Origin of the sequence: Marinomonas sp. IMCC 4694 (genome assembly GCF_008122525.1) — a bacterium.
GTDB lineage: Bacteria > Pseudomonadota > Gammaproteobacteria > Pseudomonadales > Marinomonadaceae > Marinomonas.
Genome location: NZ_VSRV01000001.1, coordinates 2,937,586 through 2,962,075, shown reverse-complemented (window position 1 = coordinate 2,962,075; position 24,490 = coordinate 2,937,586). Strand labels below are relative to the sequence as shown.

22 protein-coding genes are annotated in these 24,490 nt (G+C 49.3%); 9 read left to right on the top strand and 13 right to left on the bottom strand.

The genetic code is table 11. The features are described 5' to 3' along the window. Positions 1 to 68: 68 nt before the first annotated feature. The 3 genes from FXV75_RS13500 (at position 69) to aroQ (ending at position 2,285) form a co-directional block, all read left to right on the top strand. Complete coding sequence (locus FXV75_RS13500) at positions 69 to 785, top strand: GntR family transcriptional regulator (protein ID WP_148834175.1); 717 nt, start codon at positions 69 to 71, stop codon at positions 783 to 785. Between the two features lie 73 nt (positions 786 to 858). Further along, positions 859 to 1,791 (top strand): AEC family transporter, encoded by a 933-nt coding sequence (locus tag FXV75_RS13495; protein WP_148834173.1) that lies wholly within the window; start codon positions 859 to 861, stop codon positions 1,789 to 1,791. 41 nt (positions 1,792 to 1,832) lie between these two features. Next, on the top strand, positions 1,833 to 2,285 hold the full coding sequence (aroQ, locus tag FXV75_RS13490; RefSeq protein ID WP_148834171.1) for a type II 3-dehydroquinate dehydratase: 453 nt from the start codon (positions 1,833 to 1,835) through the stop codon (positions 2,283 to 2,285). 75 nt (positions 2,286 to 2,360) lie between these two features. Here the strand turns inward: aroQ and FXV75_RS13485 are convergent, their stop codons facing one another. The 5 genes from FXV75_RS13485 to FXV75_RS13465 all read right to left on the bottom strand — a co-directional run bounded on the left by FXV75_RS13485 (position 2,361) and on the right by FXV75_RS13465 (position 8,105). Continuing rightward, a complete protein-coding gene (locus FXV75_RS13485; RefSeq protein WP_148834169.1) occupies positions 2,361 to 3,854 on the bottom strand; it encodes a tripartite tricarboxylate transporter permease in 1,494 nt (497 codons plus the stop codon). A 9-nt stretch (positions 3,855 to 3,863) separates the two neighbouring features. Then, entirely contained in the window at positions 3,864 to 4,376 is a 513-nt protein-coding gene (locus FXV75_RS13480; protein ID WP_148834167.1) for a tripartite tricarboxylate transporter TctB family protein, read from the bottom strand. Positions 4,377 to 4,499: 123 nt separating this feature from the next. Next, entirely contained in the window at positions 4,500 to 5,489 is a 990-nt protein-coding gene (locus tag FXV75_RS13475; RefSeq protein ID WP_148834165.1) for a Bug family tripartite tricarboxylate transporter substrate binding protein, read from the bottom strand. 72 nt (positions 5,490 to 5,561) lie between these two features. Beyond that, the gene (locus FXV75_RS13470; protein ID WP_148834163.1) at positions 5,562 to 6,368 is read right to left on the bottom strand and encodes a shikimate dehydrogenase family protein; all 807 of its coding nucleotides are present in this window, start codon (positions 6,366 to 6,368) and stop codon (positions 5,562 to 5,564) included. 21 nt (positions 6,369 to 6,389) lie between these two features. Beyond that, positions 6,390 to 8,105, bottom strand: a complete 1,716-nt coding sequence (locus FXV75_RS13465; RefSeq protein ID WP_148834161.1) for an FAD-dependent oxidoreductase — start codon at positions 8,103 to 8,105, stop codon at positions 6,390 to 6,392. 166 nt (positions 8,106 to 8,271) lie between these two features. Here FXV75_RS13465 and FXV75_RS13460 point away from each other — a divergent pair, with 166 nt between their 5' ends. The 4 genes from FXV75_RS13460 to FXV75_RS13445 are packed head-to-tail and all read left to right on the top strand — an operon-like array spanning position 8,272 to position 12,316. Then, positions 8,272 to 9,063 (top strand): IclR family transcriptional regulator, encoded by a 792-nt coding sequence (locus FXV75_RS13460; RefSeq protein WP_148834159.1) that lies wholly within the window; start codon positions 8,272 to 8,274, stop codon positions 9,061 to 9,063. A 26-nt stretch (positions 9,064 to 9,089) separates the two neighbouring features. Next, positions 9,090 to 10,859, top strand: a complete 1,770-nt coding sequence (locus tag FXV75_RS13455; protein WP_148834156.1) for an FAD-dependent oxidoreductase — start codon at positions 9,090 to 9,092, stop codon at positions 10,857 to 10,859. Next, positions 10,846 to 11,463, top strand: coding sequence for an NIPSNAP family protein (locus FXV75_RS13450; protein ID WP_148834154.1), 618 nt, complete (start codon positions 10,846 to 10,848; stop codon positions 11,461 to 11,463). Before FXV75_RS13455 ends, FXV75_RS13450 begins: the two co-directional genes overlap by 14 nt. 10 nt (positions 11,464 to 11,473) lie before the next feature. Further along, complete coding sequence (locus FXV75_RS13445) at positions 11,474 to 12,316, top strand: sugar phosphate isomerase/epimerase family protein (RefSeq protein ID WP_148834152.1); 843 nt, start codon at positions 11,474 to 11,476, stop codon at positions 12,314 to 12,316. Positions 12,317 to 12,359: 43 nt separating this feature from the next. Here the strand turns inward: FXV75_RS13445 and FXV75_RS13440 are convergent, their stop codons facing one another. Both FXV75_RS13440 and pcaQ read right to left on the bottom strand, forming a co-directional pair. Continuing rightward, positions 12,360 to 13,301, bottom strand: a complete 942-nt coding sequence (locus tag FXV75_RS13440) for an AEC family transporter (protein ID WP_148834150.1) — start codon at positions 13,299 to 13,301, stop codon at positions 12,360 to 12,362. A gap of 37 nt (positions 13,302 to 13,338) precedes the next feature. After that, complete coding sequence (gene pcaQ / locus FXV75_RS13435; RefSeq protein WP_148834148.1) at positions 13,339 to 14,304, bottom strand: pca operon transcription factor PcaQ; 966 nt, start codon at positions 14,302 to 14,304, stop codon at positions 13,339 to 13,341. Between the two features lie 286 nt (positions 14,305 to 14,590). Between pcaQ and FXV75_RS13430 the strand changes: the two genes are divergently transcribed. Next, positions 14,591 to 16,444 carry a bifunctional sugar phosphate isomerase/epimerase/4-hydroxyphenylpyruvate dioxygenase family protein gene (locus tag FXV75_RS13430; RefSeq protein WP_148834146.1) on the top strand — a complete coding sequence of 618 codons (1,854 nt, stop codon included), beginning with the start codon at positions 14,591 to 14,593 and terminating at the stop codon, positions 16,442 to 16,444. Between the two features lie 124 nt (positions 16,445 to 16,568). Here the strand turns inward: FXV75_RS13430 and FXV75_RS13425 are convergent, their stop codons facing one another. Beyond that, the gene (locus FXV75_RS13425; RefSeq protein WP_148834144.1) at positions 16,569 to 17,759 is read right to left on the bottom strand and encodes a methyl-accepting chemotaxis protein; all 1,191 of its coding nucleotides are present in this window, start codon (positions 17,757 to 17,759) and stop codon (positions 16,569 to 16,571) included. A 103-nt stretch (positions 17,760 to 17,862) separates the two neighbouring features. Here FXV75_RS13425 and FXV75_RS13420 point away from each other — a divergent pair. Then, a protein-coding gene (locus FXV75_RS13420) for an IS3 family transposase (protein WP_187424833.1) occupies positions 17,863 to 19,019 on the top strand; the annotation gives its coding sequence in 2 pieces (ribosomal slippage) (positions 17,863 to 18,133 and positions 18,133 to 19,019; 1,158 coding nt in all). Here the strand turns inward: FXV75_RS13420 and FXV75_RS13415 are convergent. From FXV75_RS13415 to FXV75_RS13395, 5 genes are all read right to left on the bottom strand, one after another. Further along, positions 18,969 to 19,949 carry a cache domain-containing protein gene (locus FXV75_RS13415; RefSeq protein WP_262368555.1) on the bottom strand — a complete coding sequence of 327 codons (981 nt, stop codon included), beginning with the start codon at positions 19,947 to 19,949 and terminating at the stop codon, positions 18,969 to 18,971. The two genes, FXV75_RS13420 and FXV75_RS13415, sit on opposite strands and share 51 nt — an antisense overlap. A 410-nt stretch (positions 19,950 to 20,359) precedes the next feature. Next, positions 20,360 to 21,451 (bottom strand): ABC transporter ATP-binding protein, encoded by a 1,092-nt coding sequence (locus tag FXV75_RS13410; protein ID WP_148834142.1) that lies wholly within the window; start codon positions 21,449 to 21,451, stop codon positions 20,360 to 20,362. Next, positions 21,451 to 22,443 carry a glycoside hydrolase family 68 protein gene (locus FXV75_RS13405; RefSeq protein WP_148834140.1) on the bottom strand — a complete coding sequence of 331 codons (993 nt, stop codon included), beginning with the start codon at positions 22,441 to 22,443 and terminating at the stop codon, positions 21,451 to 21,453. Before FXV75_RS13405 ends, FXV75_RS13410 begins: the two co-directional genes overlap by 1 nt. A gap of 17 nt (positions 22,444 to 22,460) precedes the next feature. After that, positions 22,461 to 23,339: a carbohydrate ABC transporter permease gene (locus FXV75_RS13400; RefSeq protein ID WP_148834138.1), complete on the bottom strand. Its 879-nt coding sequence runs from the start codon at positions 23,337 to 23,339 to the stop codon at positions 22,461 to 22,463. Next, a complete protein-coding gene (locus FXV75_RS13395) occupies positions 23,340 to 24,452 on the bottom strand; it encodes a carbohydrate ABC transporter permease (RefSeq protein ID WP_262368554.1) in 1,113 nt (370 codons plus the stop codon). It abuts the gene before it with no gap. Positions 24,453 to 24,490: the final 38 nt, after the last annotated feature.

Sequence of the window (24,490 nt, the reverse complement as noted above, 5' to 3'; positions counted from 1 at the left end):
GTGGCGTCTTTTAGTTTGCTGGTGCAAACCGCTCAGTAAACGAACCGTAAAAAAGGCTTCTTGTTTCCATGATCAGTACCGACGACCGTAAATTAGTAGGGCAATCTGTCTATGAACAACTTCGCTCAGACATAGTGACGGGCGTTTTGTCGCCAGGAGAAAAGTTAAAGCTGAATGCGCTACGACTGAGATACAGCGCCAGTGTGAACACGTTACGTGAAACGCTGATGCGTCTGGTGTCCGATGGTTTTGTTCAGTTTGTAGATCAAAAAGGCTTTACGGTCAAACCTGTGTCCAGCGCTGATTTATACGAACTGTTGGAGCTTCGGCAAATGTTGGAGCTGTCCGGTGTGCGTAAGTCCATGGAAAATACCGAAGGGCACATGGGGTGGAAGTCGGCGCTGATCAGTGCGCATTTTCGGCTATATTGTATCGAAAAACGCATGATGGAAGACGAGGGCGGACAGGTTCAACGATGGGAAAAAGCCGATCGTGACTTTCATGTCATTATGGTATCTCATTGCGGTTCTCAGCAACTTATTCGTTATCATGCCTCGGTGATTGAGCTTTATATGCGCTATCAGGTATTGGCTTTGCACCGTCGCCCTTTTCGTGGACGCGCCTCCATGGACGATCATCAGGCGTTATTAACCGCCCTCTTGGATGACGATATCGACGCCGTTCTTGCGCTGTTGAACTCACATATTGATAAAGGTCTCGCTCTGCCCGACACCGATTTGACCACAGCGATGGCGTCTACCGCGAAAATTCGCCAGCCCGCCTAGCGGAATAACCATTAAGCTGCCATTGTCTCAATATCACACAGACTTCGTCATTCATCAGAAAAAGTAGGATCACATGGAAGCGGTAATCAACATAACAGCCCCGATTTTTTTCCTCATACTGCTCGGTTATTTGGGTGGGCGTTTGGGCTTTATCCCAAAAGAATTATTGCCAGGCTTGAGTCGTTTTGTGCTGTATTTTGCCTTGCCGGCGTTAGTGTTCACTAAAATAGTCAGCATGGATGTTGGTCAGCTGATTCATCCCCAATACATGATGCTGTATGCCGCAGGAGGCATGTTTGCTTTCGTGTTCACTGTGTTGATCAGCCGATTCGCGTTTCGCGAACCTTGGGCGATCAGTGGTGTTCATGGGTTAGGCGGTAGCATGTCAAACAGCGCGTTTGTCGGCTTTCCTATTTTGTTGCAGGTATTTGACCATCCTATGATGCACGCGTTTGCCATGGTGATCATGGTGGAAAATGTCATTCTTTTTCCGGCGGGACTGATCTTTATTGAAGCCGTGTTAGGCAAACGCAGCGCTAATGGTAAGCCTCTTGCCTTCTCTGTAGCAAAACGCATCGTCACCAATCCCATCATTGTCGCCGTTTTTACCGGCGTCGCTTTTGCGTCATTAGGCATCACCTTGCCGGCGTTTATAGCGCAGGGATTAGATGTGCTTGCCATGGGCTCGGCCCCCGCCGCGTTAATCGTCATTGGCGGCTCCTTGGTGGGGTTGTCTATTAAGGGTCGCATAGGGCCGCTGTCTTTGGTGGCGTTGTCTAAATTGATTGTTTTTCCATTGGTAGTGGCCTCACTGTTAAGGCTAACACCTACCATGCCAAACGATTTAAACATTGCCATCATGATTTTTGCTTGCGTCCCCATGTTCAGCATTTACCCGATTGTGGGTGGGCAATACGGAGAGCAAAACGTCTGCGCAAGCAGCTTGCTGGTGACCACTGTGTTATCGTTTTTTACCTTGACCGCCTTATTGCATTTTTTGGTGTAACAGCGCAAACGCAAGGTTTTCATTTTTTAGGAGAGTGTATTATGTCGATCATTATGGTATTGAATGGCCCAAACTTAAACTTACTGGGCACCCGCGAGCCTGCCACCTACGGTTATGAAACCTTGGCTGACGTGGAAGTTCTGTGCCGTGAAGCGGCTGCCAAACTGGGTCACCAAGTGGAATGCCATCAATCAAACCACGAAGGTGTGCTGGTGGATCTCCTCCACGAAGCAGGCCGACGTATTAAAACAGGCGAAGTGTTGGGTGTCGTGTTCAACCCTGGCGCCTACACCCACACGTCCATTGCACTGCACGACGCTATAAAAGGTGCCGACGTCCCCGTGATAGAAGTGCACATCAGCAACGTACACGCGCGTGAAGCCTTCCGTCATCACTCTTATATATCCCCCGCTGCCACCGGCATCGTCGTTGGTATGGGCGTGCAAGGGTATGTATTGGGGATTCAAGGGCTAGTGCATAAACTGAACGCGTAGGGAGGGGTGCGCTTTAGTCCTAAAACACCAAATAGGCTTTTATTTCTTATTTGGTGTTTTATTGTGCAATGGGCGTTAGATTTTGTTTTTGTTCCTACCTGTCCACAGTGGGGTGTGTGAGACAAATAAGCCGATGATAGTGACCATGAGCACACAGGACAACGGGCTGGTGAGGGCTTCACCGAAAAAGCCTGAGAGGCTTCCTTGTTCTGATAAGATGGCGCGGCGCCAGTTTTCGTCAATTAAACGCGATAGGATAACGCCCAGTATTACAGGTCCCACAGGGTAGCCGTATTGTTTCATGAAGTAGCCAATGACGCCAAATGCGAGCATCCACCACACATCGGTAACGGCGTTGTTGATCGAATAAGCGCCGACAATTGACAGCAAGAAGATGATGGGAATGAGCAGCCCTTTTGGGCACTCCACAATTTTAGAAAATAGTCGAATGCCAGTGAGACCAAACACCAGAATAAAGAGGTTGGCTAGGGTGAGGTTGCCTACCGTGAACCAGAAAATATTGGGTTGCTCTATCATCAATAGTGGTCCTGGATTGAGCCCATGAATAAACAGGGCGCCGATGAATACCGCCGTCACGGCATCGCCAGGAATTCCGAGGGTTAGCATAGGAATGTAGGCACCGCTCACGGCGGCATTGTTTGCAGACTCTGGTGCAACTAGCCCTTCTTTTGCACCTTCACCGAAGGGGACGTCGGGATTTTTTGTGGTACGTTTTGCATAGTCGTAGGCCATTAAAGCGGCAATGTCTCCTCCAGTACCAGGCAATGCGCCGACAATGACGCCGATAGAGGACGACTGCAAACTTAAGGGCAAAAAGCGTTTTACGTCTTTCCATTTTGGCACAATACGATGAATAACCTGCTTGACGGTAATCTTGTCCATATAATGAAGCTGTGTCAGGGCTTCTGAAATGCCAAACAAGCCAATCATCACTGCCACGGGGTTGATGCCATTCCACAGGTCAACAACACCGAATGTGAAGCGCTCTTCTGCGGTCAGCGGGTCTAAGCCGACGGTTCCAATCACTATCCCAAATGCCCCTGCTAAGATGCCTTTTGCAAGGCTGTTTCCAGACAAGGAGCCCACCAGCATGATGCCTAACACACCGAGTAGCATGTAGTCTCTTGGTTGAAAGCTGATGGCAAAATCACTCACTACGGGCGCGGCAACGGCAAGCACCATAATGCCCACAAATCCCCCAATCACCGACATGACGGTTGACAACCCGATGGCTTCTCCGGCCAGCCCTTTTTGTGCCAGCGGATAGCCATCGAGCGCCGTCGCGATAGCAGAGGGTGCCCCAGGGATATTCAGTAAAATGGCCGTACGGGAGCCGCCATAAACGCCTCCCATATACACACCTACCATAAGACATAGGGCGTTGTTGACATCCCATGAGAAAGTAAATGAGATAAGAATGGACACCGCCATGGTGACCGATAAGCCTGGGATAGCGCCCACATAAATGCCCAGAAATGTGCCAAGCGCAGTCAACGCAAGGAGCTCAGGAGACACCCAAGAAATGGCGAAAAATGACAAAGCTTCCATCGTATTATCCTAGAAAAATGCGTTAAACCAATGAGATACAGCCGCCATTAGCTCGCGTTCAGGAATGATGCCTTCCGGCAAAATAACCTTAAAAATCAGGCGAAATACGCAATACACTAAAACCAGTGATGCCCATGTCATGACGAGGCTGACGACCCAGCCTTTGCGATGCAAAAAAGTCATCGACAGAAATAAGAAAACCGTCGCCGAAAGAAGAAACCCCACGGGTTCCAGCATGATGGCAAACATAAAAATGAGCGCCACGACAATGCCAACGATAGGCGGGAACACATGACGTACAAAGCGAACATTTGGTGTTAAAGGGAGGCGCATGGTGTGGCTTAAAACCAAGCAAGCACTCACGACCATGATCGCTGTGGCAGCAAGAGGCAGTGCACCAGATGAACTCAATGAGGAAAATTGCGCAATGCTATATGCTTGCCAAAACAGCCATAAACTGGCGATCAAAACGAGCAGGCCGAACAAGCGTTCACCTGGCCGACGACGGGTAGATTGATGCATCAATACTCTCCGATAAAAGGGCAAAAAAAGCGGGGAGTGTCTTCCCCGCTAAGAGCGAAGCAGTGGAGCCTACTTCTTTAGTTAATGCTTTTCGCGCCGTACAACACGGCGCTGATTGCCAAGTTAAGGACGAGGAATATGGAATGCTTCTGGGGATTTTTTAGAAAAACCGGCGTCGTGCACCAACCAGGAAGATGTAGAACGGTAGCCGCTCAAAAAGTAATCCGCTTCTTCGCCTGAAATGTTCAAAATGGTGAAGCCGCGTTTTTGCATTAAATCAACAAAGTCGGGATGAAAAGCGGCTTTATGAAAAGCGCCTTGTAACGTTTTGACCACATCGTCTGGTGTACCTTGTTTCACAAATACGCCAAAGAAAGGACCCCAAGGCAGGTAGCTTTTTAACCCTGGAAAAGTGTCTGTAATGGGCGCGATGCCGGGCAGCAGTCTATTGGCTTCTTTATCGACCAAGCCAATGACCTTCATACGGCCTGCTTTGATTTGCTCGATGGTTGCACCCAATACCGCTGGCATTACATCAATGGCGCCGCCTTGCAAGGCCGTCAATGCTGGACCGTCACCATTATAGGGAATGCTGGTGTAGTCCAGAGCAACCTGCGACTTGAGCATCGCCATCACGATCGAGGTTAAACCACCGTTGCCAGTTGAACCGATTTTTACCGTCCCTGGGTTGGCCTTAATGTAGTCGGTAAATTCTTTCATGTTGTTGTATGGTGCCTCGTTACTGGCGACAAAAACAGGAGTGCCACGGGCCAAGACATTGATGGCGATCATGTCATTGTAGTCGGTGTCACCCAGCCCCAATACCTTGTACATTTGAGGGTTTTCTGCGCCCATTAATAGAGTGTAGCCGTCGTCTTTTTTGCTGTTGACGTATTTAAGCGCAATTGCTCCCACGCCACCGGTTTTGTTGGTCAAAATAATGTCGGTACCTAATTCGGCCTCCACGTGGGGTGAAATCGAGCGCATCACTGTGTCTGTGGAGCCGCCGGCTCCCCATTGGATAATGCCTTGAATGTCTTTATCAGGAAACGCCGCCAAAGCGGTGGTTGACAATGTCAGTGCGGTTAAGGCGCCAATTATTGTTTTTTTCATCATAACCTCCAGAGAGTGTGGCCCGTTTTGGGCATTGTGTGCAGAAGAGGTTGATCCTTCTGCGGGGTGTTTTTATGTGTTTTTTTCAGGATCTTTAAGCATGAATTCCACCAGTATTTCGGCCTCAGCGTTGAACATACCCGCGCCCACCATGGTGCAACAGCCTAGACTTCTGGCGTGCTCTATCATGGGGGAAACCTCGGGTTTCGTGATGGCATCGGCAACAAACTGGCCGCTATGCAATTTGTGAATGTCTACTGGATACGGATCATTTGGGCGCATGCCTACAGGGGTTACGTTGGCAATAAAATCAAAGCCTGTAGGGTCTTGATTGCCCACCCCTGCCCGATTTGGAAAGCGCATGTTTAAGCGCTCGATCAGAGAATGAAGGCGTTGCTGATCAAGGTCGAAAATCGCCAAATATGCGGCACCACGCTGCAAAATTTCAAATGCCACCGCAGATCCCGCGCCACCTGCGCCAATTAATAAGGCGCGGGTGTTGCTCACCTCAAAACCTTCTTTTTTGACCCCATCAAGATACCCAATGCCATCGACGTTATCACCATACAGCAGGCCGTCATTTTGCTTGCGGATGATGTTCACTGAGCCGATAAACTGAGCCCGTTCAGATGTGCTGTCACAAGCCGCTAAAGCCGGAATTTTATGTGGAATGGTGATGACAATGCCGTGCACGTTCTGTGTGTACCGCAAAGATTCCATAACCTGAGTGAAGTGCTCAGGAGCAACGTGCATGGGCGTCACTATGCCGTTTTCTTGACGACGTTGCAGAATGCGCGTTAAAAACTCTGGGGAACGCACTTGGGCGATGGGATCGCCCAAAATAGGAAACAACCGAGTGTCACCGGTAATCACTGTCATTGTATGGAACTCCTGTTTTATTTAGCGAATCGCGTGCTGTATGGCGAGATAGGCAAACACAATGGCCGGGCCAATGGTAATGCCAGGGCCGGGATAAGTGCCGCCCATAATGGAATGCAAATCGTTGCCACAAGCGTATAAGCGGTCAATGGGCGTGCCTTGACGCGTTAATAATTGCGCATGTTCGTTGCCCACTAACCCTTGTGCTGTACCAATGTCGGCAGGTTGAAGCCTGACGGCGTAATAAGGCGGCTGATCGAGCGCGCCCAGCGTTGGATTAGGCTGGTGGTTTGGGTCGCCATTGGCTTTTTGATACGCGGTGCGGCCACGGCCAAATGCTTTATCGTGTCCGATGTTGGCGGCTTCATTGATGCTGTGGATGCTGTTCGTTAACAAAACATCATCAACCTGTATTTGCTGTGCTAATTGAGCGATGCTGTCGCCTGTTTTTAGGTAGCCGTCTTGCAAATAGGGGTGAGGATTGTCGCCCCCCAGACGCACCATGCCTAAGCCGTATTTCTCCAGCCCTTTTGCATCGGTAATGATCCACGCGTAGGTCGTGTCTTGTCCGCCATTCAGCATGGCTTTGCCAAATTCATGGTACGACACGGTTTCATTGACAAAGCGCTGACCGCGCGCATTCACGCACAGGGTGCCGGGTTTGGAGCGGTCAAAAACAAAGTGAGGGAACACCGCCGTGCTGCCATCTTTTCGTAATCGTGTGGAAACCGGCGCCCAAAATGCCGCTTGATCGTGACCTTCGCCGTAGTGAGCCCCCAGAGCTTCGACTTGCGCATGCAAGTCGCTGCTGTGCCCTTCCGCTGAAGGCGAATCGTTTGGGAGTTGAGACGGCAGTAATGCCGCGCGTTTTTCTGGGTTTCGTGCAAAGCCGCCTGATGCCAAAATAACGGCTTTTTTGGCGATCAGTCGGCGACTTTCACCGTGTTGGCGAAGTGTCAGCTGCGATACGTGAGCGCTGGAATCGTTATCAATAGCGAGTGTTTCGGTATCGACCAGTAGATCAATGTGTTTGTCTAACAGAGATTGCAGCATTCTGGCGACCAGAGCATGGCCCATAACACTGCGACGAGTGCGGCCGTACAGAGCGCGATCGATGGCGTATTGCGTCACAACGCGTGCTGTGTATAAAAAAGACGCCGCGTTTTTAAAGCGTGATAACAAATGCCCTATGTCTTCGCGGTTGACCATCATACCGCCCAATACAGTAAATTCAGGAATGGGATGACGCAGCAAGTTTAGCGCCTTACCTAGCCGTTGGCCCACATAGGGTAGCGGCTCCAACGCACGGCCATTGAGCGACGCATCGGGTAAATCCGCCAAGTAATCTGGGTGATAAGCACAGGCCCGAAAGCGTACTTCTGTATGGTCCACTAAAGTGTCGATGGCCTTAGCGCCATGGTCCACGAAAGCGCGTCTTAAAGAGTGTTTACTGCGATTGCCAACGGCATGATCTAGGAAATTCATCACTTTTTCTTTGCTGTCTTGCATGGCGGTGTCATGCAAATAGCGCGTCATGGGGACCCAAGTTGTGCCACCGGATAATGCCGTAGTACCACCGACAAAATGGGTTCGCTCAACCAATAAGACTTTTTTTCCTTCTATTGCACCAAACAGCGCCGCCGCCATGCCACCTGCTCCTGCCCCCAAAACAATAATGTCGTATTGAGTGAGATCAGAGCACTGTTTTAAACCAGTATAAGGGTTGAGTTGACGCATGAATGATTCCCTGTGTTTTTGTCTTTATGGCATTTACTATTTCATAAAGTTGAAACAGTTTCAATAATTAAATATGTTTCCATTGTGGTTTTTTTTTGTTAGTGTGAATAGAATCACTGCTAAGTCGTGTTTTAGCGACACTTAAACCAACTTAGGAGACAGTGAAATGAGCAGTGCCTTAGCAAAAGCGCTCTCTGTAATGGAGTTTTTGGCGTATCAGCCTATCGGCAGTGCCGTAAGCGACATCGCAAAATCGCTGGATATGCCCCTCAGCGGCGTGCATCGATTGTTAAAAGAATTAGAAGGCTTGGGGTATGTGCGTCAAGTTCGCGGCATGGGAGATTACGAGCTAACCATCAAGTTGGCGTCCTTGGGTTTGGCCTTTCTCGGGCAAACAGGCATTGGCAATATAAGCCAGCCTATCTTGGATGAACTGGCTCAGCAGACTCGCGAATTGGTGCGCTTGTCTCTTGCCGATAATGGCGATTTGATCTGGGTTGGTGTGTCGCAAGGCTCCACCTCGGGCTTGCGTTATCAGCCAGGTCAAGACCAAGGCAAAGTCGTGCATCTTGCGTCTTCTGCGGGCGGTCAGGCATGGTTAGCCCGCATGAGTGATGAAGAGGCGATCTCCTTGGTGATGCGCCAAGGTTTGTTCAAAGATGAAACGCCTGGCGTGTTTGCGCCGATCACGGTGGCCGACTTGTTAGCGGTGTTAAAAGCGGTGCGCGAACGCGGATACGCGGTGAATCATGACAGTTATTTGGATGGTATGGCGGCAATTGCCATGGTGGTGTGCAACCCTGACAGTGGTGAGCCCATCGGCGCGGTCAGTGTTGCCGGACCCTCTGTAAGAGTGACGCCAGACGTACTGGAAACATATGTAGCCCCTTTACGTCAGGCCGCAACAGCCCTAGGAGATGCGAGCAGAGCCTCGTTATATTTCTCCAAACGGGAGTAAATATTAACGATAGACAGGGCCCTAGCATGGCAAGAAAGTTACCCACAACCTCTCCTCTTTCACAGCAATACGACGTTATTGTGGTTGGCTCTGGGGCCGGTGGTTTAAGCACTGCAGTTCGAGCCGCGTATTTGGGGTTATCGGTTTTGGTTTTGGAAAAAACCGAGGGGTTAGGAGGCACCACTGCCTGGTCTGGAGGATGGTTGTGGATTCCGCGCAACCCACTGGCGACTGAAGCCGGTATTTACGAAGACGTCGAGGCGCCCCGTCGTTATGTGTGCAGTGAAATGCATGCCGATACATTGGACGTTCGCGCCGACGCGTTTTTGCAGACAGGGCCTGACATGGTCGAGTTTTTCGCAACGCACACCGCTTTGCGCTTTATCGATGGCAATCTCGTGCCTGACTTTCATCAATCTGCTGGGCATGCTCAGGGAGGGCGCTCAGTAGCGGCGGCGCCGTTTGATGGTCGTCAATTGGGGCCTTGGAAGCACCATGTGCGTCCGCCCTTGTCCGTAATTTCATTGTGGGGCATGGGCATTGCGAGCGGTGCCGATATTCGTCACTTTTTTAATGCCACACGACGCGTCTCTTCTTTTTTGTACGTTATTAAGCGCTTAACGCGTCATTTGATGGATAAGGTGCGTTTTGGTCGCAGCACACAACTGGTCAACGGCAATGCGTTAGTGGGCGCTTTATTGAAAAGCGCTCTGGATTTGGACGTAAGGCTCCAAACCAACGCAGCGGTCACCGCCTTGACCCACGATGACTGTGGCCGTGTTTCTGGGGTGGAAGTAAAGATTGATGGCATCGAATATTCTTTATCCGCGCGTCAAGGCGTGGTAATGGCCGCGGGCGGTTTCCCCCATGATAAACAGCGTCAAGCCGAACAATTCACCGGCAATGCGGCGTTTGGTCATTTCTCTGCGGCCCCGAAAGACAACACTGGGGATGGCATTACCATGGCGCAACGCGTTGGCGCACGCATTCGTAACGACTTAGCCAACGCCGGTGCATGGAGCCCAGTGTCTTTGGTGCCGCACGGTAAAGAGCCTATTCATTTTCCGCATTTAATCGAACGAGCTAAGCCCGGTATTATCGCCGTTTTACCAAATGGTAAACGCTTCACCAGCGAAGCCGATTCGTACCATGACTTTATGCGCGCCTTGTTTGATGCCAGCCCTAAAGACCGTCAACCATATTGTTGGTTAGTAGCCGATCATAAAGCGCAGCGACGTTGGGGGCTGGGCTGGTCAAAACCGTTTCCCTTTCCGACGTCGTATTTTGAGCGCACGGGGTATTTAAAGAAGGGGCGTACACTCGCCGAACTGGCCAGCACATTGAGCCTACCCGTTGGGGTTCTGACAGAAACAGTGGTGCGTTTCAACCAAGACGCCAAAGATGGCATAGATCGCCAGTTTCAACGCGGCGCTTCCCCTTACAACCGAATTCAAGGTGACCCAGAACAGACCCCCAACCCGAGTCTGGCCGCGTTAGAGCAGGGGCCTTTTTATGCGGTCAAAATCGTACCAGGCAGCTTGGGGACTTTCTCCGGTATCGACACCAACGAACATGGCCAAGCCTGTCGCACGGATCAAAGCGTGATCGAGGGCCTGTATGCCGTTGGTAACGATATGTCGAGCATCTTTGGCGGTCACTATCCCAGTGGCGGCATTACGTTAGGCCCCGCAATGACCTTTGGTTATCGTGTGGCGAATCATTTAGCGCAGGGCGATCGCGTCTCTGTGTCAGCAGAAACGACTCAAAAAAAGGAAAATACTGATGAAATACTATGACATTGCAACGCTGAAAACCGTGATTTTTGGTGCTGGAAAAGCCGCGGCGGGCATTCAAGCGTTTTTGGAAGCGCCAGAAGCAAAAGGTACGCTGTTGGGGGCATGGTTTGCTGACGTCGGCCCTTTAAACGAAGTGTATATTTTGCGTGGCTATGACACCGAGCAAGATCTGATCGAAGAACGTAAGCGCATTCGTCTGTCCAGTGATCCGTTCAACTGCGGCGACTTGCTGGTGGATCTGCACATGGACAGCTATATTCCGTTGGACTTTATGCCAGCGGTTGAAACCGGTGAATTTGGCCCTGTGTACGAAATTCGGACTTATCATACTAAACTTAACGGCTTGGCACCGACCATCGAAAAGTGGCGTGAAGCCGTGCCCCCTCGTACCGAGTATTCTGCGTTAACAATAGCGATGTATTCCTTAGATGGCGGCCCTCGTTTTACGCAAATTTGGCCTTATAAATCCGCTAACGAACGCGCTGAAATACGAGCCAAAACCGTCGCAGAAGGCGTTTGGCCTCCTAAAGGTGGCCCTGATTGGTTGACACCAAACATGACGTCAACGCTGGCAATGCCAATGGCATTTTCGCCCCTTAAATAAGGTACTGGCCATGGCGTATTCATTTTCTTTGGCGTTCTTAACCCTGTTTGATGTGGCGCCAAGTCGTGCGGTCGAGATCGCAGCGCAGGCGGGTTTTTCACATGTTGGCCTTCGTCTTTTGCCGTCTGCGACGGAAGGCTTGTACCCTCTGATGACCGACGACAAGGAGCTAAGAGACACGCAAGCCGCGATGCAAGACACCGGAGTTCAATTGGCTGATATTGAAATTGTGCGTATAGGTGAGGGATTTCGCGTGGAAGAGACGGTGCGCTTTTTAGAGCGTGGGGCAAGGCTTGGTGCGAAAAATGTGTTGGTCGCCGGTGATGACGACAACGAAGCGCGTCTCATCGAAAACTACGCCTTGTTCTGTGATATGGCTGGACGTTTTGGTATGACGGCGGATTTGGAGTTTATGCCCTGGACCAAGGTGCCTAACATCGCCAGCGCCTTGCGAGTGGTGGAAGGCGCGAATCAATCCAACGGTGGTGTATTGATCGATGCCTTGCATTATCACCGCGCCGGCATGACCCCGCTGGATGTGAAGACGATCGATCCGAAATGGCTTCATTATGTGCAATTTTGTGATGCCATGGCGAATTTTGACCCCTCTACAGAAGGTTTGATTCACATTGCTCGTCAAGCACGACTTAACCCAGGTGATGGGGAGATTGATTTGGTATCGCTTTTACAAGCCATACCGGATGGAAGCGTGTTGAGTTTAGAGGTGCCAAACTTCGATTACGCAAAACAGCAATCGCCTATTGAGCGCGCCTGCAATGCCATGGCCGGCATGAAGCAAGTCATCAGCGCGGCGAAAGCTCACACGGATGTGCCTACTGGCGCTTCTATGTAAATCAATAATGTAAATCAACACAACGGTCTTGTCATTAATGGGGTTAAGACAGCCTCATTAATGACAGTATCACCGCTAAGGTGACAAACGACGCTAATGTGGTGACCAGTAAAATACTCGCGCAAAGAGAGCGGTAGCCGTATTGGTTGCCAATAATAGGGTAAATACTCATCATGGGTACGGCCGCGATTAAGATGCCACCGAGCACTAAGTTTCTGTCCATGTCTGGCATGAGGAAAGCCACGATCGCGATCATCATTGGGTGAAGTATGAGTTTGCCGCAGGCCACAAAAGTGATGTCTTTAGCGTTGCCTTTTAAGCTGGTGCCCACCAAAGAACCGCCTAATACAATTAAGGCGAGTGTGGCCGAAGCGCCAGACAGCATGACTAAAACGCGATCAATCACCGCCGGTAAAGTTAAGTGAAAGGTCGACGCTAACACCCCGCCTGTGACGGCGATGATCAGTGGATTTTTGATTAAGCGTTTCATCACCGTGTAAATCATTAATGCGGGTTTTAGACCCTGTCCACTGGACGAACTCGCCTCCAAAATGATGAACGCCAAGGGTAAAATCAACATATTTTCGATGATCAGTGACATCGCAAATGCCGCCGTAGGTGGGCTGCTAAACGCCAATAACATAACCGGATAGGCAAAAAATGCCGAGTTTGAGTTGGCCATTCCTAGGCCTTTCAGTGTGCTTTCAGTGAGCGAGCGTTTCATGACGGTTACGCTAATGAATAAGCCGATGAATAGGGTCAACATGGATCCGACGGCATAAGTTACTAGATACGTGGGTACAATGACCTCGTCAAATTCCATTCTGGCCAGGGTGCTAAAAATCAGCGCTGGTAGTGTGAAATACAGCACGATTTTTGACATGCCAGCAATGGTGTCACTGGGAACCAGTTTGACCCGTACCGCTAAAAATCCCAACACCATCATAATGAAAATAGGGGTCGTAATAGCAACAATAGTTAGCATTCGCGTTTTTCCGTATTGAGGGCTAAATCCCCTAAATTTAAATGGCGGGTCCGTCTTTATGGTGATGATCGATGGGTTTGTAGTAGCTGTCTAGGGTTTGCGCCGTATCGCGAATGGCGTACATAAACAACTTCAATGCCATTGAAGGAACCGAATCGGCCCGAGTGGTGAGACCGACCGCACCGAGGGTTTCCTTGGTGTCGATCGGCAGTTCATCCAGCTCGCCATCGGCAATTTCCCTTGCGACCACACCGCGAGAAATAATCCACACGGCATCGTTGTTGCGGATGAACTCTTTACCGAATGAATCCGACACAGTGTCAATTCGGTCGGTCAGTGTGCTGACGCCTTGCGACAGTAAAAAACGGTCTACATAGGGCGCGGTAATCGAGCCTTTTGGTGGATAAAGCACGGTGTAATCGGCAATGTCGCTGATTTGGAAATGCTCTTTGCTTAACAAAGGGTGATTAGGGCGAACGGTAAACGCCACCTGTTCTGAATACAAATGTTGGAATGATAAGCCCGACATCGCCTCAGGCACGCCCAAGCGTCCCACGACCAAGTCTAGCTCACCAACACGCAGTTGGCTCATTAATAAGGCGTTTGGTCCGGACACCAAATGCAGTCGCACATCTATGCCGCCGGTACGAAAACGTTTTACAGACTCGGGCAAAATACTGGTGGCGACGGTGGGCAATACGCCAATGCTGATGCGACTGATGCCTTTTTGTTGCGCCTGAGCAACTCGTTCAGTGCCTTCTCGCAAGGCGGCCACACTGGTGCTGGCGTGCTCTAAAAACACATTACCAAACGGGGTGAGCTCGACGCCTTTTTTACTGCGTTCTAACAGTCGAACGCCTAAGATCTCTTCTAATTCTTTGAGCTTTTTTGATACAGCCGGTTGGGTCAGCGCCAACACATCAGCCGCCCGTACCACGCTGCCTTGGCGAGTCACTTCTAAAAAACATTGTAAATGACGATATTTAATACGGTTTTCTAACATAAAGGCGTCTCCCAATGAGTGAACACGGTTTTAATCTTGATGGAACGGGGAGTGATGAGGCTATTACACTCCTATGGTGAGGCGTTGAACAGACACCACGTATTCCTTTTTCGATATATTTTTTGCGCTTTATTTCATTATTAATAGAGCGTTCAAGGTAAAAATCTTGTGCTAGCATCAATACTATTCAGTATAGAGCGAAAACACAGGCAACAGAGAGACAAAAAAACGTTTTGTTTCTCATATATCATTTTCGTTATGAAATACAGACAGACAGGGCGTAAGAATGAAAACAGCACTCGCAACGGTTACCTTATCTGGCACGCTAAGAGAAAAGTTCGAAGCGGCGGCGAAAGCCGGTTTCCAAGGTGTCGAAATCTTTGAAAATGACCTAACTCAGTTCGACGGTTCGCCAGCAGACGCACGCCGCATGGCGCAAGACTTGGGCTTAGAAATCATCGCCCTTCAACCCTTTCGCGACATGGAAGGGATGCCTGAGCCGATGCGCACGCAAAAAGCCAGAATGTTGCAACACAAAATCGACGTGGCGCACGAGCTTGGTACAAATCGCCTGTTGTTTTGCAGCAATGTGCAGCCTTATTCTTCGGCGGATCGTGATGTGTGTGCAGCGGATTTATTTGCCTTGGCAGAAATCGCCAAAAAAGAAGGCATCATGTTGGGGTACGAGGCGCTGGCATGGGGGTTTCACATTAAGGATTATCACGAAGCATGGGATCTGGTGAAGCGAGTTGACCACCCCAATTTGGGCATCATCTTAGACACGTTTCACATGTTTTCCCGAGGCAACACGCTGGACGTATTGCGCGATGAGATTCCACTGAACAAAATTGCCCTAGTGCAGGTGGCCGATGCGCCCAGTCTGCAAATGGATGTACTGCAATACAGCCGCCATTTCCGTTGTTTCCCCGGTCAAGGTGACATGCCCGTGGTTGAGTTTTTACAAGTGCTTAAAGACAAGGGTTTCAACGATTACTTGTCTCATGAGATTTTTAACGATGAATTCCGCTCTTCTTCTCCTTTAGAAAAAGCCATCGACGGGATGCGTTCTTTAATTTGGTTGGACGATCAAACCATCAGCAAGCGCGAAGAAAAAGTCGCGCCTATTGTGGCACCACAAATCAGCGATGTGGAATTTATTGAATTTGCGATTGAAGGCGAAAGCGGCGAAGCTTTGACCAACACACTGGCGCAACTTGGCTTTCAAGAAACGCATCAGCATCGTTCAAAAAACGTCAGCCTGATGCGTCAAGGCGATATTAATTTGATCTTAAATCGGGAGCCTAAGAGCCAAGCGCACGAGCATTACCAAAAGCACGGTGTGTCTGTGTGTGCCATGGCGTTTGCGTCGGACAATGTCAAAGCGACCTTGTCGTTGGCTGAGCGTTATCGCGTGGAGCGCTTTGATAATCAAGCCGGTCCCGGTGAGTTGAACATACCGGCGGTGCGCGGCATCGGTGACAGTTTAGTGTATTTGGTGTCGGCTGATGCCGCCGTGCGCTTTTTTGACGTCGACTTTAAACCGGTGCAAGGCATTAAGGGCGAAACGGGTGTGGGCTTAACGCGCTTCGACCACATTGGTCAAACCGTGTCTAATACAGACTTTTTGTCGGCCACTTTCTTTTATAAATCTGTGTTTGGCTTTGACATCGACGCCAGCCAAGATCTGCCCGATATTCATGGCCTGGTAGTGAGCCGTACAGCACTCAGCAAAGACAAGCGTGTGCGTATTCCACTGAACATGACCAATGCTCGTGACGCCTCGGCCCAGCGCTTTATCCAAAAATCCAAAGGCTCTGGCGTACATCAAATTGCCTTCGCCTGTGACGATATATTTGCCGCTGCGAAAAACATCGACAGCCAAAAACAGCTGCCGATCCCACAAAACTATTACCGTGATATTGAAGCGCGTTTTGACTTGCCGTCAGACGTGCTGAAAAAATTGCAATCACATAACATCATGTACGACCGTAACGACGAAGGCGAATTCTTCCACTTCTACACGGAAGAAGTGTATGGGGTCTTTTTTGAAGTGGTACAAAGAGTGGGTGATTACAGCCGCTATGGCGAAGCTAACGCGTTTGTTCGTCTTGCTTCTCAGGCGCGCCAAGAAAATAAATAAACCATTGTCATTGCGGGGAATGGGGTATTTCTTGGGGTATATTTGAGAGGACATTACGCCGGAGGAAGGAAACTTCCCCCGGCTTTTTTTTATGTCAGAAGTGGGTTGTTTAGGATTCCTATGGCTATTTGCTGGTCACTTGGAACGGCTGAACCAGCGAGTTTAATTTGATCGCGGACAACCCGACTCGTGAGGAGCGTCTTTGTAATGCCATGATTGAACGGCGCATTTGTTCGGTGGCGGCGCTCATTTCTTGTGCGGTATGGGTGTTTTTTTGATTGCTGTCATTGAGCAACACAATGGCATCAAAAATGCTGTCTACCAGATCATAGAGCACCTTGTCTCCAGTGTTGGTTTGCTCACTGGCTTGTAAGTTTTTATCCACGTCGCTGGCGCCTTTCTCCATGGAGCTGACGGCGCTGCGAGTCTCTTCTTGGATGCCCTCTAACATGCTCTGAATTTCTTCTGCGGCCGCGGCGGTTTTAGCCGCTAAGCTGCGCACTTCATCGGCCACCACAGAAAAACCGCGCCCGTGTTCTCCCGCTCTGGCGGCTTCGATCGCAGCATTCAGTGCCAGTAGGTTCGTTTGGTTCGTAATGTCTGTGATGGTGTGAATAATGCCAGACACCTCGTTGGTTTTTTGATCCAATGATTTAACCGACTCGGCCGTCGCGCTTACCACGTCACGTATCGCTTGAGTGCCTGTTTTCGCTTCCTGTAGCCGTTGGTGAGTGTCTTCTACGATCTGATCCATGGCGGATTTTAGGGCTTGTGCAGTTTTTGACGTGCTTTCCACCTCGACTATTTGCTGCTGAAATACGTCCAGCATGCTTTCTACCGTCGATTCCAAATAGTGCGACGCTTGGCGTGCCTCTTCGTTGGTTCGTACCATAAAATCATTCGATTTTTTGACATTGCGGCTGGCTGAAATCACCTGTCCCATGGTGTTGTCCAGAGTATCGATAAAGCTGTTCATCCATCGCCCCATGTCGCCCGTTTCATCATTGGCGAGTTTTTTATCGTCAAGGCGTTGTTTTAAATTGCCTTCGCCTTCTGCGATGGTTTGAATCACTTCGGTCATTTGATTCATGCTGTCGCTTATTTTTTGGGTACTCAGTGCGTTAAACAAAAAGGCGCTCACGCCTAAACTGGCGAGCGTTAAGGCACCATTTATTAAAATAGAGAGGTCCGTATAAGCGGGCAAAGCGGTGCTGATCGTGAGTGCAGGGATGGAAGCAATCAGATAGCTTTTCATCAGTTTAAGATTGATGGAGCGGCGGCGATAGACTTCTTCCAAGTCGCCTTCGCACATCATGCCCCATGTATCGGGACTGCCCTTTAACTGGAATGTTACCCTGTTGTGGTTGAATTAGCCGGACACTTCAATAAAGGATAATATCCAATTATTGAGGTGTAAAATGACTAAACGTACTAACAAACAATATCCAAACGATTTTAAGCAAGAAGCGGTGGCGCTGGTGATTGAGCAAGGTTACTCAGTTGTTGAGGCTGCCGCTTCACTGAATATCACTGACAAGCTACTTTATAACTGGGTAGCGAAGTTTAAACAACAAAATGAAGATTCAGAGTTGTCGAAGGATGAGCGGGCTGAACTCGCTCAGCTCAGAAAAGACAATAAGCGCTTGCTAATGGAGCGCGAAATATTAAAAAAGGCTTCAGCGTTTTTCGCAAAAGAAATGAAATAAAATATTCATTTATCAAAAGTTTAGGTAAGCAGTACCCAGTTGTCATATCGTGTAAAGTGATGCGCGTTAGCAAATCTGCATACTATGCTTGGCGAAAACGTCCCGCGATAATTATCAGTGCACAAACACTGAATTTACATCGTAGGGCGAAGGCGCTTTTTGAAGATAGTCGAGACAGTTTGGGTAGCCGTGAGCTTGGGAAAAAGCTTCGCAAAGAAGGCTTTGATGTTAGCCGGCATAGTGTCATTGGCTTGATGAAACGATTGGGGTTAGTCGTTAAGCAGCGTATCCCTTACAAAGTCACAACAAAGCGCAAAGACAGTGATGCTGTAGCTGATAATTTATTGAACATGAATTTTAACCCGTTAGGCCAGAACCAGGTGTGGGCTGGGGATGTGTCATATTTAAAAACAGGCGAAGGCTGGCTATACCTTGCTATTGTAATGGATTTGTTTGGTCGTCGCATAGTGGGTTGGCACACGTCAAAACGTATGACGACAGACTTAATTGAGCAAGCATTTTTAAAAGCACATCGCTTACGACAGCCGCCAAAGGGCTTAGTATTTCATAGCGATAGAGGTTCGCAATACACGAGTAAACGCTTTAGAAGCCTATTAAAACGGCTTGATTGCCGCTCTAGCATGGGTGACGTCGGTGCGTGTTGGGATAATGCCGTGGTTGAAAGGTTCTTCGGCAGTTTAAAACATGATTGGTTGTTCAAGGTAGCACAACCAACAAGAGAGCATATGAAGCAAGATGTTGCGGCCTATGTGAAATATTACAATCTGGAGCGATTACATTCGTCGAATGGCGACCAATCACCCATTGAGTATGAAAACTCCTTTAGGAAAGTGTCCGGTTGGACTTGACCAGAACACCCCTTTACCGATGACCGGAATATGACGATAGTCCGAATAACCGGGGTAGGTCACGAAGATATTTTGGCCTTTTTTGATGGTTTCACGCACACCCGGATGCAGGTTTTTGGTCGCAGGATCGGTAAAACGAATTTCAAATTCGGTGTGTTTTTGCACTTTTACTGTACCGAACTGGGTATGAATACCGCCCTTTAAATTTTCTCCATGGCTGAAGGTGCTGTCTTCAAAGCGCGAGCGAGAGAGCGCAATACCTGGCGCTATGCTGACATCAAAGACAGACTTCACCATGAACAAATAATTGTCGCCAGACTCTTTATAAATATGCCCCGCTTCTCGCTGAATAAGGTCGCCTAGCACATCGTTGGGAACACGGGCGCACACCGCGCCGACACAGACATCATTGTGCCTAATGGGCAGATAAAACATCAGTGTGACAGCGTCGTGAAACTTTGAACTGGAAGGCCCGATAGCGAGCGTATTCTGATCGATGTAGGGGCCATGCAAAAATGCTTCTTTTAAACCCGCTTGCATGGCATTCGTCGGCAAATCTATCTTATTTATACGAGATTGATGGGTGCTGTTCAGTACACGTCCTTGGGTGTCGATGACAAAATACTCAGACACATCAGCGACAATATGAAAGCGCTCTTGTAAGGCGTCTGTCTCTACCGTGGGAAAGCGACTGGTGACAATGTCTGATAGCACTTCCAGCTGAGACCACTGATTATTGACCCAGCTTTGGAGGAGTTTGACCCGCGTGTTGGCAAGGTTTTCAAACGTTCTTTCTACGTTAGAGTAGGTGTCTTTGTTGAGATAACACGAGGAAAAAAGAGACAGACGCCCCTGGTTTCCTAACCAAGGTAGCCAGTCACGCTCTTCTTGGGAAAGTGACATCTGAAGGCTTTTTAAATTCATACTCACGCTTACTCCGTTGCAATAAGCACTACGTCGTTGCAGTTGCTAAAGGGGGAAGTGTCATAACTAGCAATTATGTTGCCATGATTAACCGTATGAAATATTTAAGTCTGATGCACTGTAAAGAGATGAAATAGCAGCGGCATTCTTTGGCATAGTTGTGAAAACCTAGCGTTTTATTCACCCTATACGGTGCAATGCTTTGCACAGTATAGGAGCGGTAATCACCGAGTGAGTTTTTTTGGTGCGTCTTGTTTGACTTTTTTAAAACGCCTTTAGTGATTGATTTCTATCATGTTATTACACAAATCAATAACGCGTGCGATTAGCGAACCAAACGAATGATAACATAACGGGCACTTAACCTCGTTCCCACGCTATACCTCGTTCCCACACTCCGCCTGGTAATGCATCCGCTATGCATTACCAGGCGGAGTGTGGGAGCGAGTGAAAACATGAGCACGTTCTGCTTGAAAAGATAAGCTGATGGTGTCGCCTAAGGTGAATACTTGATCCTGGCCGATGGCGGCAATGACTTTTTTGCCATTGGCGAGGCTTACGTCGAGTACGGTTTCGGTACCGAGGCGTTCGGTGAGTGATATGGTGCCATGCAGGCAGCCCGACATTTCGCCTTGTTGTGGTTGCAGGTACTGAGGTCGAATGCCCAGTTCGATGTTCTGGCCTATTTTTAGGGGTTGCTCAGGTTTTGGTAATACTACCGGATCCAATACAGAGGAGCCTACTGTGATGGTTTGCGTGTTGATTGCTAAGACCTCAGCGTCGAGGAAGTTCATTGAGGGAGCGCCCAGAAATCCAGCGACAAAGCGATTGGTGGGGTGATGGAAGAGTTCCATAGGTGAGCCTATTTGCTGTACTTCGCCGTCTTTTAATACGACGATTTTATCGGCCAGTGTCATGGCTTCTACCTGATCGTGGGTTACGTAGATCATGGTGGCGCCAAGTTGTTTGTGAAGTTTGGCGATTTCCATCCGCATATCCATGCGCAGCGCCGCGTCTAAGTTTGACAAGGGTTCGTCGAATAAAAAGACTTTAGGATTACGGACAATGGCTCGACCTATGGCCACACGCTGGCGTTGCCCGCCCGAAAGCTGGCTAGGGCGACGCTCTAGGAGGTGCTCCATTTGCAGTATTTTCGCGGCATCGTTAACGCGTTGGTCTTTTTCTTGTTTTGCGGTACCGGCGATGGTGAGTCCAAAGGCCATGTTTTCCCGTACGGTCATGTGCGGGAAAATGGCGTAGGATTGAAAGACCATCGCAATGCTGCGGTCTTTGGGTTGCATGTGGTTGACTGTCATGCCATCGATCGCCAGTTCGCCGTCGGTGATGTCTTCCAGCCCTGCGATCATACGCAACAGGGTGGATTTACCGCAGCCTGATGGCCCGACAAACACGGTGAATTCTCCGTCTTTTATGTCAATGTCGACGCCTTTGATGATGTCGGTTGTGTCGTAGCGTTTTACCAGTGAGCGTAGAGTGACGTCGGCCATTATGGATTCTCCTGTTTAGATTCGCTGATGCTTAATAGCCCCGCTGCGTTGACTTCGATGGCCACAGGGTCGAGGATTTCTCCCACAAATCCCGTATTATTCTGATCATGAAATCCTAGGATGCAGTGGCCTTGTTCGGTGTCGAGAATTCTTGCGGCGTACCGGTGGCAGGGGGTGTCGCCGTCGAAGAACGGCCCCGGCGCCACTTGCCAAGGCCCCGTCGGGCTATCACTAATAAGGTAGTGATTGCCGGTGACGAGTTTGCCGGCTTGGCTGGCGGTGTAGGCCTCACTCCAATGTTGGCTCGACGTGCAAAACAAGCAATACCAACGTGCGTCAATCGAGAAGACTTGTGGTACTTCGAGTTGTCCAAAGTGACCGACAAACACCGGCGGCTGGAGTGTCCAGTCGTTTAGGTTATCGGAAGTGGCAAAACCTATCGCGCCGCCTGCGTTGGCTTCTTCTATTCCCGGTGCTCTGGCGGTAAAAAACATTAACCAGCCTTTGCCGTTCGGGTTTTTCATTACCCATGGGTCACGCATGGCGCGGTCATGCCAAAAGCCTTTTTGATGCTGGTGTTCATAGTGTTTGGCCTGTTCACCGATTAAATCCAAACACAGACCATCACCAACGCGTTGCCAGTGATGTAAGTCGGTGCTGGTAGCGTGGCCAACGCGCTGGTATAGGCTGTCTTCGGCTAAGCAAGTACCGGTGTAAAATAAGTGATACAGCCCCGTTTCGTCACACACCACATTGCCCGTCCAGGTGGTGGAATCGTCCCAAGCCGGTGAGGGCGCAGGTGCAAAGCAGGTGCCTTGATGTTGCCAATGTACCAAGTCGGTTGAGGTGGCGTGTCCTTGACTGACGTTCAGGTGGCGTCGTTCGGGGTCGATTAAGGACTTGTCGGCTTTTAAGAAATAGCCATGCCAGGTGTCGCCTTCACGAAAATACCAACTGTCCCAAATCCACTGATCTTTTAATGCGATTGTCATTGTGTCACTCCAAAAAATTAACCTTTGACGCCTGTTGAGGCAATAGAGGCGATAAAAGCCCGTTGCAATACCAAATAGAACACTAATACTGGCAAGGTGATCAGCGTTAAGTACGCCATTACTTCTCCCCATGCGGTATTGAGTTGGAAAAAATACTGTAAGCCGACCAAGACCGGTCGATATTGTTCTTGCTGTGTCACCATAATGGGCCACAAATACTGGTTGTACATGACGAGAAATTTCAGGATGGCAGCGGTGGCAATGACAGGACCCGATAAAGGCATGACGATGCGCCAATACACTTGCCACCAGCTACTGCCCTCGACGCGAGCGGCTTCGATCAACTCGCGCGGCAGGTCTTTAAAGTATTGGGTAAACAAGAAAATGGTTAAACCATCGGCAATAAAGGGAATGACTTGCACGCGGTAAGAATTTAACCAGCCCCACGTTAGGCCATCTAATCCGATCCAAGGTAATTTGGATACCATAAGCAGCATGGGGATAGCGATGGTTTCAAACGGCACAATTAACGTAGCTAAAATAATCGACAGAGCAATGCTTTTACCGCGCCAATTTAAATACACAAAGGAAAACCCTGCCATAGAGCAACAAAATAAGCTCAGTACCACGGTCACGCCGGTCACGAGCAGTGAATTCATCATAAAGAGTAAAATGGGGGCGCGCTCAAACGCGCCGTAATAATTGCTTAAACTGATGTCACCAACTGGCAAAAAAGCCCGTAGTGACGCGGTATCCGCTAAGAGTTGATGGTCGGGTTTGAGCGACGACATCAACATAAACACCAAGGGGAAAATAAACAGCAGAGCGATTAACGACAGTACGGTATAGCGTACAATCAAGCGCAGTCGATGTGTGTCTGAGCTGGAATAGGACATCTATTTTCTCTCCCTAGTAAAATAACGTTGCAACAAGGAAATACTCAACACCATGATAAACAACACCACCGAGATGGCCGATCCGCCGGAAATGTCTTGCTTACCATAACCCCGCTCAACAGCCTGAAAGACAATGGTTTGCGTGCTGTCTAAGGGACCGCCATTGGTCATCACATCGATCTGAGCGAACAAAGCAAATGCCTGCATAGTGATCACGATTAATACTAAAATGGCGGTGTTTTTAAGCCCGGGCCAGGTCACGTAGCGAAAGGTTTGCCAGCCAGAAGCCCCTTCGATTTTGGCGGCTTCGTACAAGGTAGGCGAAATGGTTTGTAAACCGGATAGCCAGATGACCATGTGAAAGCCGACCGCCTGCCAGATTGACATGGCCATAATAGAGCCAAGGGCGGTGTCTGGGTCGCCTAACCAGTCAACGGGCGCGAGGTGGCCAAACGATAGGGTATTTAATACGTTGTTGAGTAAGCCATTTTGACCGTCGTAGATGAAACGCCACAGGATCGATACCACCACAATGGATACAACGACAGGCATAAAATACATCGCTCGGTAGACATTGATGCCTTTTAAACGCTGATTAATTAATAAAGCCAGCACCAAGGCTAGGGCACCTTGAAGTGGCGCGACCACGAGCACAAACAAAAACGTATTGACGACGGCTTTCATAAACACGGGGTCACTGGCGAGAACCACCACTTTCTGAGTTTGCCATTGCCAGGAAAACCACGCTTTCATGCCTTGTAAATGCGGGTAATCTGGATTGTTGCGAGTAAACGTGCGCAGGCGTGGATAACTTAGATGGCCATCAGCATCCTGTTTTAACTCGCCTGTATTCGTGCTCAATGGGTCGAGTACAAGCATATTAACGCTGAGTAATTGGCGGTAATTTTCCAAGCCAACAAAGTGCGTTGGATTGGGCGAAATGAGTCGCTGATTTGTCATTGAAAATACGATGGCAAATATAAAGGGTACAACAATAAACAGCATCATCAAGCCAAATCCCGGCAGTGCGAATAGCCAGCCGCTGCGGTTGTGCTGGGTAAGAGAGGAAGCATTTTTTTGCATAGTAAACTGGCCTTTGGGCAATGAACCCATTAAGACGCCTAAAATGCGCACATTTATGGCGCATTTTA